Genomic DNA, 11,804 nt, shown 5'->3' with positions numbered 1-11,804 from the left:
TTCTAATCTTGTAATGCCACCTCAAGCGCGGCTGCACCTTGTTTCGGCTGCTGCGCGCGGGTCATCAATTGCGCATACTTTTGCGTCATGTACTCTGCGGTACCGTCCAATAACAAGTGTGCGATTTCATCGACGTGGCGGTTTTGCCATGCCTCAAACCGAGTACCTTTAACCCATTGATTAAACGCCCCAAGGGACGGACCACAGTGAATTTGATAGTCCACTTTATCGGCAGCGCCGCTGATGGCAATGCGATTGGTATGAATGAAATACCAGCGAAATACCAAGGCCATTTTATGCTTGCTGTCTTTTTCAGCGCGCACTATCTCTTGCGGTTTCGCTTTGTTGTAATACTCACAAGTTTCTTGATACACAGCATCAAATGAACGTTTAAAGTATTTCTTCTCTATCAGGTCTCGTGTCGCAGCATCTACCTCGTGCCACCCCTGGTGACGTTGCCACAACTCATACAATTTGTTTGCTCTGGCTGGGAAAAAGACACCTTTTCTCAACACCTGTACTTTTGCACCAATTTCAAACATATCGCCTGCAGGGGCATATCGTGTGTCGTGAATGTTGGCGTCTTGCAGCAGCGCTTTCACTTCATCGCTGGTGCCCGCCTCTGGCGAACATTGATTAATTGAACCGGTTAAAATAAAGTCAGCGCCGAGCATCAGTGCAGATGCGGCTGACTCTGGCGTGCCAATACCACCTGCAGCACCGACATCGATCTGTGCTTGGTAGTTGTACTCGTGAGCAACCCGATCGCGCAGCCGAATGATGGTGGGCAGAATAACCGACAGCACACCCATATCTGTGTGTCCACCTGAATCCGCTTCGACGCAAAGTGAGTCAGCCATGGCAATGGTTTTCGCCAGCTCGGCTTGCGCACTACTTACCAATCCCTGCTCAAGTAATTTCTTAACCACATGAGCGGGCGCGGGTTTCAAAAATTGCTCGGCGACTTCTGGTCTAGAGATCTTCGCCATAATGCGATTCGCTGCACGCACATTACCCTGAGCATCTCGGCTCAGACCTTGTAAGCGATATCGTACCAAGGCCGGTGTCACACTGAGAAACGCCGCAGCTTCAATCACAGTAATGCCCTTTTGCATAAACAGCTCAACCGTACGCATTTCTTTGTCCGGGTTTGCTAAATTACACACCAGATTCATCCCAACCGTCGCAGTAGTGCCTAGGGCCTGTTGGATTGCATCTATATTCTGAGCAATGTTTTCGTCACTTAACCCGCCAGTGCCAAAGAAAGATAAAAATCCAGCTTTCGCCATACGGATCACCAGCGCCTTGGAGGCAATGCCCTTGTACATCGCCCCCGTTGCGTAGGCATATTGCAAGCCATATTTTTTCTTAAAGTGTTCAGAGCCTAGTTGTCGTGACGTAAGCGGTGCCACGGCGTGAGTTGGACGCGCTACCTTTGCTGGCACAGGTCTTGACTCTTCGCTCTGCACTGGTGCGGCATGCGTATTTGTCCATGCAGTTTGAATTTTTGCCAATAAATTTTTCAGTACTTGCCCATGGCCCACTTCATGAAAGTTGCTCACCCCTTTTTGCAACAAGTACTCGATGCTATCGCACCAGCGCACGGGTGAAGAGATCTGCTTCGCCAGGCACTGTTTCAGCTGCGCCGCATCATATGGTTGAGCATGCACATTTGAAATAATCACCTTGTTCGGAGTGGCAAATGAAAACTGTGTTAAATAGTTCGCAAAATGACGCTGCACTTGTGCCATATAACGAGAGTGAAACGGTGCACTGACATTCAGCGGCACAACCGCAGCACCTTCTTCTTCCAAACCCAAGGTTAAGCGCGCCAAACTGTCTTTTGGTCCTGCCAGTACCAGTTGTGAAGGGCTGTTGTAATTGGCAAAATCAATATCTTTAATGTGCGCGGCGTCCATCACTTTGTGGATCACCTCAGGGGCACATTTCATCACCGCGATCATCCCCCCGTCGGACATTTGCGCCATCAATTCTCCGCGCTTTTTCACCAACCTCAAACCATCTTCAAAGCTGAATACACCCGCGGCAAACAGTGCATTGAATTCACCTAAACTGTGCCCCATAACCACGTCAGGCTCGGCTTCATTGGCGATTTTGTCTAAATAGCTCAATGCGCTGACCGTATACAGTGCAGCTTGTGTATATTGCGTGTTGCTCAGCTTGCTGACTGGCCCATTCAAACATAGTTCTTTGATTGAATAGCCTAAAATCTCATCTGCAGCTCGAATTAACTGAGGGTACTTGTCGAATAACTCACCGCCCATGCCCACTTGTTGAGCGCCTTGGCCGGGAAACATATACACTTTGGCGGCCGGATCGATTGCTGTATTGGTCATGCTCATATTTTTATTACCTTGTTCTGAATGCGAATATGTTGCTATCAACTCGTTGAATAAATCCAAAGTTGCTGCAAAAGGGTTAAGTAACGCAGTGATCTCACACTCGCTACGATGCCTGAGGCATCTTTTGGCAAAATTCGCCATCGTGCCTGATGGGCCTAAATCACAAAAGTGGCGGGCACCGAGTTTTTCTGCGGTGGCCACAGCCTGCGGGAATTGAATAACTTGACGAACCACCTGCCAAAAATAATCGCCATCCACTCGCTTCACTAACTCCCCGGTGGTGCTGGAGATCAAAGGAAGGGAAGGCGCATAAAATCGGTACTTTTGACACAGCTCGAGAAATGCAGATTTTGCCCGGTTGAGTTTCGAGGAGTGAAAGGCTTGGGTGACGGGCAAACGCATAAATGCATGTCCGAAGTGCGGCAGTTGTGCTTCGAGCTCAGTCAATGCTTCATTTGACCCCGACACCACAAAGTGCGCATCATAGTTCAGCGCAGCAATTTCAAGACCGCGCTCGGCCAACTGGAGCTCGCCACACTGGTGAGGATCTGCCAGAATGGCCGTCATGCCACCCGTTTCAGCATAGCGCTCAAAAATATCAGCTTGCTCGACCACAAAGCGCATCCCTTGCTCCGGTTCAATACACCCGGCGATGGCTGCCGCCACCACCTCACCCAAGCTCGAGCCCAACACAAAATCAGGTTTAACCCCGTTTTGTATCAAGCTTGCCGCCAGTGCATATTCCAGCATGTAGATAGCGGGGTGGGTATAGCGCAACTCATCAAAAACAGGGTTTAGCTGTCCTGTACTTGTGTATAGTTTGGCGAGAATTGATCTTCCCCCCGCTTCAATAGCAACCCTATCTAAGCGCTGCATGTGATCGCGAAACGCAGCATTGTTTTGATAGAGTGTCTCGGCCATTTTGTAATGTTGGGAGCCCTGCCCAACGAACATAAAGACTAGTGACATAGGCGGCTCCCTTGCGCTGCAGTCAACACGCTTGGATGGCAACAGCGGTAGGCTATCGCATTCATTTTTCGGTTATTAAACATCATTTACTTCACCTGCCTGCACTGTGGATTGCGGCGTAATTGCGTGGCGTAAGATCTGCGCCACATCCGAGACATTGGCTTTTTCTAGCACGCTGTAATGACCACCGGAGACTGAAAATAGCGGGATATTTTGCAAGCAATAGCGGCGATATTTCGCCAGCGTTTGTTGCCGGTTTTCACCCCCCATATGGCTTTGTTTAGCCAACAGTAAGGTAATATCGCCATCGTATTTTTGCGACGGCACATACTGCAGCCCCATCAATATCTGTTGTGCATAGGCGTGCATTATCTGTTGCAAATACGCCTTGCTGTGCTCAGTTGACACCGCAGCCTCATCGAGTAAGGCCTGCGCCAGTGGTGCAACGACGTCGTCACCCTGAGCCTGTTTGTGAGCCAGCGTATGTGCCACCTGTTTGTCGCGCACAAAAAATTGGAAAAATGCAGACAAGGATATGTCACCTTGGGCATACAGCTCGCTGTCCAGCATAAATATATGCACTTTACAGCCAACATTGCGCAGTAAACAGGCCATTTCATACACCACACTGGCCCCCAAGGAGTGCCCCAGCAAATAGATAGTTTGTTGCTTGGGGAGCGATGACAGCTGAGTAACATAGTCCTGTGCCATGGCCTGAATACTGTCGTGCGGCACACTCTGATCATGAAACCCTCGGTGGCCAAAACCATAGAGATGCATACAGCCTTGTAGCAGCTTCACCAAGGGGGAAAAACTACTTAGCATAGCACCCGCGGCCGGTACGCAGATCAGCGCAGGCCCAACGCCCTCTGAACCAGAAAGTGACACCATGCCCTGTTCAGCTTGAAGGTGTTCGTCTGCCTGAAGAGCACTTAAATGCGCAGCGAGAGCACGAATACTGGTTGCGGCCATTAAGTCTTGGGTGGCAACTTGAATATTGAGTGCCTGGTGAATTTTTTGCTGCCATTGTACCAACTCCACTGAGCTACATTCACTCAAATCCAGCGCGCCAGTAAGCGTCAATTGCTGATGCTCAGCCATGCTATCTTGCGCCAACCTCAAAAGTTGCTCCTCAAGCTCAGTATCCGCAGTTGGTTGCTCAGGGTGGTGCGCTGATTGGCTGGTTTGCTGTTCAAGTTCACCAATCCAATGTCGCGTTGTTTGAAACGGATATCCCGGTAAACTCACCCGTTGCACCCGCTCACCTTGATACATGTTTTGCCACGCAATAGATAAACCGTTACACCAAAGTGACGCTAACATGCTCAGTTCACGAGATTGTAGCCAACCAGCTACCACCGTCTGCAGCGCGGTGTCGCTTTGCAGCAAAGACACAATGGGCGGGCAACTCGCACCCGTGCCTCGATATACACTGGGGGCAGTGTATTCACCTTGCGCGACTTGGGTTAGACACTCAATGAATTCGTCCTTCGAATTGACTACCATGGCTACCCGCTCATCCATCGCACTGCGCCCCACCTGCAGTGTGTAGGCAACACGATACAGATCAAGTTGAGGTTCACGGTCAAGCCAAGCCAGTAAATTACGTGCTTGAATTGCAATTTGCGGCTGTGTTTTTGCAGACAACAGCATGACATAAGGGCCATGTGTTTGACGTGCGCTTTGGGTCTCAGGTGCGCGGTATTGCTCAACAATGACATGTGCGTTGACGCCACCAAATCCAAAGGCGTTGATCCCCGCCACTTTGCGGTCGCGCGATGAACCACTTGACCATGGCTCGGCCATTGAAGGAATATAAAATGGCGACTGTGCAATGTCGATGTGCGGATTTAACTCATCACAGTGCAAGTTTGCAACCAACTGATTGTGTTGCATTTGCAAGACAACCTTAAGTAAAGAGGCCATGCCCGATGCCATTTCCATGTGTCCAACATGGGTTTTAACCGAGGCAAGCGCACAACGGCCCTGTGGCGTCCCCTTAAATGCCTTTGTTAGCGCTTGGAATTCAACGGCATCTCCGATCTCAGTACCGGTTCCCTGTGCTTCTACGTAACTAACTTGCGCGGGGTCGATGTTTTTTTCTTCATAACACGCTTTGATCAATGCCGCTTGTGAATTGGTGTTCGGTGCTGCAAATCCGCTCCCTTTACCGGTATAGCCCACTTTGCTGTTACGGATCACGGCAAGGATATTATCCCCATCTTGTTTCGCCTCAGACAAGCGCTTCAATAACACAGTAGCAACGCCCTCACTGCGCACATAGCCATCTGCATTTGCAGCAAAAGCACGGCACTGACCCTCTTCGCTAAGTAAGCCAGCACGGCTCAAATTGACGTGACCTTGTGCTGTCACGATGACGTTGACGCCCCCGACTAAACATAATCGACAGTCACCACTGCGCAGCGCTGTGACAGCCCGGTGCAACGCGACCAGAGCACTGGAACACGCGGTCTCAATAGGTTCACTGGGGCCTTTTAGATTCAAAAAATAGCTGATCCGATTTGGCCCTAAAGACGGTGCGTTGATCGGCCCAGACAATTCCATCGATGCGCCCTCATCTTGCGCACTGGTCTCATTTTCTGAACCATATCCGCTGGTATGTGCAATACCAATGTACACCCCCGTATTTGACCCTGACAGCGATTCCGGCGCATATCCTGCATTTTCAATTGCATGCCACGCACTTTGCAACAGCAACCTTTGCTGCGGATCCATCTGCCTCGCTTCGTGACAGGAAATACCAAAAAATCCTGCATCAAACTGGTCAATATGCGCTAAAAAACCGCCCCACTTACTGCGTGTGACTCGAGGGTCTTGTTTGGTATCGCCATATACATCTCGCCAATCCCAGCGCTCTTTCGGTACTTCAGTGACACAGTCTTTGCCTTGTGCCAAATTATCCCAAAATTGCGCAATATCATTGGCACCGGGGAATTGTCCATCCATACCTATAATAGCGATACTGTCATCATCTTGGTGATCAGCTGGATGGCGAGTTTGTTGCTCGGCCTCTTGGATATCTTCTGCCGGCGCGTTGTGCGAAGGCTCGCCGGGCTGTTGTGAATGCACTGTCTTTGCTTTTTCGACATCTTCAACAGGTACTTTCTCATCACGCGGTGAGCCAGACAGGTGCGCAGCCAGTGCCGACACGGTATTGATGTCATAAAAAATCGTGGGCGCCAGCTCTGCTTGGTAGCGATGGTTGAGCGCCTGAGCTAACTCAGCAAAGCTCACCGAGTCAAAGCCCAATTGATCCAACGGAGTATGGATGTCGAAGTCATGCTGGGCGATTTTCAACATGTCACTGATCAACACCAACAGGGCTTGTGTTATGTCTGAACCCACCTCTATTTGCGACTCAACAACGCTCGCCGATGGCTGAGCAGGCACCTCACTGCTCACTTGGTGCTGCGTATCACTTAGCAACTCATTTATATGGTGAGCCAACTCACCTACACAAGTGCACTGATAGAAAACCGTGGTAGACAACTCGACCTCATAGCGAGCACTGAGGGCACTAGCCAACTCTGTCAAAGACACCGAATCAAAGCCGATCTGCTCAAATGTCGTATCTGCATCAATGCTCGCTGCAGGTACTTTGAGCAACTCACTGATCTCACCGATAATATCCCTTTCGTCACACAACTCGCTTGGCGCCGTTTTAGACATTTGCGCGACAGACTGAGTGGCCCCATGATTGAGCTGTGCTTGTAAATGCGCAACCAGCTCAGCCACTACAGTGCACTCATAGAACAACGTCGCGGAGATCTCAACCTCCAATGCCTGATTTAAGTGACTGGCAAACTCTCCCAATGAAACCGAATCGAAACCAATGTCTGAAAACGCCGTATTACCATCAATGCTTGAAGCTGGTACTTTGAGTAACTCACTGATCAGCGCAATCACGGTATCTTCACTGAGCGAAGGCGCGACCTCAGTCGTGCTGGGAGGCTGGGACACAGCGGTTGTCTGTTGTGCAGTTGAGCGCTCGTCGTCTTGAGACATATGCGATTGTATGTAGTGAGTTAGCTCATCAATTTGAGTGCAGTCATAAAATACACTGACGGGCAGCTCTACCCCGGTCGCTTGGGTCAGCACATTTGCTAACTCGCCGATAGAGACTGAATCAAAGCCAATATCAAACAGTGCCGTTGTACCATCAATGCTCGACTGAGGCACTTTCAGTAAATCACTGACTGCACGGATAACATCTTGCACGTTGAAAGGCACCACGGCTTGGCTTTGTGCTGGCTGTTCAGCGGTGTAATACGCATCCACAGCCTGTAATTTTTGTGCGAAGTTTTGGTAGGCTTCCCCCGTACCATACAGAACCAGAACCTGTGATACTTGCGCGGCCAACGCGGTCGAAAACGCTTCAAGTCCAGCCTCAGTTGGCAGGGGTATTAATCCTGAAGTCTCTTTTAGCTCACGCATCGCATGACGGGGCATACGCATCCCACCGTCTTGCCAAAGCGGCCAGTTGACGGACACACTGTGGCCGAAGCATTCCCCGCGTTTAACACGCAGCGCCCTGTCGTGGGCAAACCAGTCCATAAATCCGTTTGCCGCTGCATAGTCCGCCTGACCAGGCGCGCCCAGCACACTGCTGACCGAAGAGAACAAGGCAAAAAACCTTAAATCACATGTCTGCGTTGCAGCGTCCAAATTGACAAGCCCTTGTACTTTTGGTGACAGTACTCGCGCTAGGTGTTGTGGCGATTTTCTGACGATCATGCCATCTTGTAATACCCCCGCGGCATGCAAAACCCCGGTGATTTGGCCAAATTTTTCCAACACCTCAGTAATGGCATCTTCCACCTCGTTTAATCGCGTGATATCAATCGCTTGATAGTGCACCCTCTCGCCCTGCGCATTGCACTGGGTGAGCCACTGCTGACGCGCTGAGTCCAGCTCGCCTCGACCCCATAGGATCACCGTGCTGGCTTGGGTCTGGGCAAGAATGGCCTGGGTAAATATTTTGCCAAGGCCACCAAAACCACCACTGATCAGATACACACCTTGCTCTTGCCACGGCGACACGGCTTTTTCAACCGCAGGCAAAGCCTGCCAACGTCTGATGTCACATTGTTGCGACTTTAGTTCAACACAACTGGGTTTGTGTGTTTGGCCATTACGTATGATCTGATTTTCAGCCTCAGCACCTGAGTCTGCCATGATCACATCAGCAAATTTAATCACGTGCTCGTGAATGGCCGCTTCGAGCATTGGCAACAACCCCGCATACATGCGCTGCCCTGTACCAGATGACGTCACCACTTGGATGCGCTTTGGCTTGGCTCCTTGATGCTGAATGACTTGTTGTAAAACCGCCAGCAAGGCCTGTGCATAGTGCTGGTAATGATCTGCACTACACAGAGGTGCGCTTGGCTCTTCGCTCGCTGCATCGATGCACAGCACCTCAGCACTGGCAAAGCGGGAGCGCAATTGAGCGGACCACTGTGCCGCCTCGCCAAACAAAACAATCCAGCTTGCATCGCCATTAAAGTCACCAGTTGCTGTCGTGTCAGCTAAGGGCAGCGACCGCCACGTCGGTGAGAAGAATTTAATTTCACCGACAGGTTCTGCTTGCGACGGCCGGCGCTCCTCGGTCTGCACATTTGTCGAAGATGTCGACTGCTTCATGATCCGCGCAGTATACCCGAGCAATTGCAGGCACACATTGCCCTGTTCATCACACAACGATAAGTCGATGATCTGAGTACTGGCCGTGCGCTGCTTGGCATCAAGTATGACCCAAACTGATTCTGGCAAGGGGGCATATTCTTTCACTTGATTGAGCACAAAAGGGACCATAGGTCCTTGTTGAGAGTCGGCCTCGTCTACGCTGGACTGTTCGCCAAAGTAAAAGCCCAAGATGCAATGCAGTGCTGAATCGAGTATTTCTGGGCGCCACTTCATCGCCAGAGGTGACTGCGGCTGTGATTGCTGCGCTTTTAGCTGTCCCACCACATATGCGCCGCTGCGCTGCAGTGACTCCACCGCTCGAAATGCCGGCCCATAGTCCAGCCCAGCCTGCAAAAACTGGTCATAGAAAGCCTGCTTATCAACCTCAATCACCTTACCTGTCGCGCGCAACTGATCTAACTCTGGGACCTTAGGAGCGTCGCGCTCACCTAGATTGACAGCCCCACGACAAAAGTCTCCGCTGGATTGATCGAGCAAATCGTAAATTCTAAAGCGCGCACGTTGTCCTACTTGCGGCAGGCAAGACAACTCGATCACAACTTGTTTGCTCTGACCATCAAATATCATCGGGCGACGCCAAGTCACATTGTCTATTGAGTAATGTTGATGGTCCTCTAATAAGCTGCTTAGCGCCTCTCTTACCAACTCCAAATATGCCACGCCAGGCAGGATCGGGGTTTGGTTGACCACATGCTGTGCGATAAAATACTCACTGCCAGTCAAGGGGATAATCGATTGCAAAGGCTTCAAATAAGAAGCTGCCTGCTCGCGCACCGGCGCAGTATTCGCAGCCAGCGCTTCAAGCTGTGCTAACGGCGGGTAGGTACGCTCAACATCGGTGTCAGGAACCCAGTAACGCTGCTTGGCAAAGGGGTATCCTGGCAAACTCACTTTGCTTGGCAATACGCCGTCATATAAGGCACGCCAGTCAACTGGGTAACCTTGGATCCACAGCCCTATCAAGGCAGGCCAATCCGTCTCAGACAAGAGATCGGCATACACTAAATTGTTGGCCGTAATAAATTCATCCAATGCCTTGCCTTTGATCGTTTCTCCGTACCAGCGCAGGGTCGATTGGCCAATGTCATCAAATGGATGCGCCAACACATAGGCAAGTTGCTGTGTAAGCTCGTCCACTGAGTTTGCAACAAGGGCAAGTCGGTGCTCATGATGCGTTCTACCCACTTGCAAGGTGCTGGCGATGCGACGAAGATCCTGCACATCGTGGACACTCTGGCCGGTGTGTTCAAAGGTGCTGTGCAATTGCTTTACCGCTCTGTGCAGCTGCTCTTTGGTTTTAGCCGACAACACGATATAACTTGGCACAGATGCGGATTGGTGTTCAGCGTCAGCGGGCGTCGTTGCGACATACTCTTCAACCACCATATGCGCATTCGAACCGCCAGCGCCAAATGCAGAGATACCAGCCACGCGCTTTTTCCCCTCTGCAACTTGCCAAGGCTGCGCTTCACGTGGCACATCAAACGGAGAGCTATCAAAATCGATATAGGGATTGCGCGTTTGTGAGTGAATAGAGGGGACAATGGTTTTATGGTGCATTTGCAGCAAAACCTTGGTTAATCCAGCAATGCCTGATGCACTTTCACAGTGGCCTATATTAGATTTAATGGAGCCAATTAAACACGCCGTTTCGCCCTGCGCATTTTTGGCCAGATAGCCATCTTTATATGCTCTTTGTAGGCCATCGACTTCAATCACATCTCCTATCGCAGTGCCTGAACCGTGCGCCTCAATATAACTGATGGGATCAGACGCTGTTTTTGCCAGCGCTTGGCTAATCACCTCTGCCTGTGAAGAAGCTTTTGGCACAGTATACGTTCTCGACGCGCCACCATGATTAATGGCCGTCGCCAAGATCACCCCATAGATATGATCACCATCTTCGAGTGCATCGTCGAGCGGTTTGAGCAACACTGCCCCCACCCCTTCAGAGGCCACATAACCAGTCGCTTTATCACCAAAACTATGACAGCGCCCGGTTTTCGATGAGAAACGCCCCGCACTATGTAAAATAAATTTATTGGGGTGCAGCGTCAGGTTGACGCCACCTGCAATAGCGGCTCGACAGTCGCCATTTAGAATGCTTTGACACGCCAAGTGTACCGAGCTGATTGAGCCCGAGCACATGGTATCTATGGTCATACTTGGACCGGTAAAATTACAACAGTAAGACACCCGATTGGTGATAGAGGCATTGAGGGCGGAAACCGGTGTATTGGCCTGACTGTACATCAAATATTCATTGTACTCTACCGCACAAAATACCCCAACGGGCCCCCTTTGTGAGAGTCCTTCACACGAATATCCAGCATCTTCAACGGTGTGATAAGCACACTGGAGAAATTGCCTTTCTTGAGGATCGATCAGCTCGGCAACTTTTGGCGCCATATTAAAGAACAGGGAGTCAAACTGATCGACATCATTGATGAATCCGCCCCATTTACTATAACTTTTACCATACACCCGGTTACCCGGCTGATAATACAAAGCGTGATCCCAGCGCGTTTTTGGTATTTCCGTGATGGTATCTTTGCCTTGTTTGAGGTTTTCCCACAATTCATCTAGGTTATCTGCGCCTGGGTATTTTCCTGATATCCCAATGATCGCTATTTTTTGGTTGCTCACTCCGATCCCCTTCTGTCAATATTTTGCACCGCCCCAAACCCAAGCTCTTACCAAGCACCGTGGTGGCGATTAAATTCTTTGCAGTTCGTACTTCGCGTG

Annotated in this window: 2 protein-coding genes; both read right to left on the bottom strand. The window is 50.5% G+C overall.

Features of this window, described 5'->3' with window-relative positions:
* Nucleotides 1-2: 2 nt before the first annotated feature.
* Nucleotides 3-3,332 carry an ACP S-malonyltransferase gene (gene fabD / locus MHN81_RS21690; protein ID WP_239426701.1) on the bottom strand — a complete coding sequence of 1,110 codons (3,330 nt, stop codon included), beginning with the start codon at nt 3,330-3,332 and terminating at the stop codon, nt 3-5.
* 75 nt (nt 3,333-3,407) lie between these two features.
* Nucleotides 3,408-11,705: an SDR family NAD(P)-dependent oxidoreductase gene (locus tag MHN81_RS21685; RefSeq protein WP_239426700.1), complete on the bottom strand. Its 8,298-nt coding sequence runs from the start codon at nt 11,703-11,705 to the stop codon at nt 3,408-3,410.
* Nucleotides 11,706-11,804 lie beyond the last annotated feature (99 nt).

Source organism: Pseudoalteromonas sp. Of7M-16 (genome assembly GCF_022347805.1).
Classification (GTDB): Bacteria; Pseudomonadota; Gammaproteobacteria; order Enterobacterales; family Alteromonadaceae; genus Pseudoalteromonas; species Pseudoalteromonas luteoviolacea_F.
This window is presented reverse-complemented; position numbering and strand designations above follow the sequence as displayed.

Coding starts and splice junctions, on each gene's coding strand:
- fabD (WP_239426701.1), bottom strand. CDS start 3,332: ATGTCACTAGTCTTTATGTTCGTTGGGCAGGGCTCCCAACATTACAAA.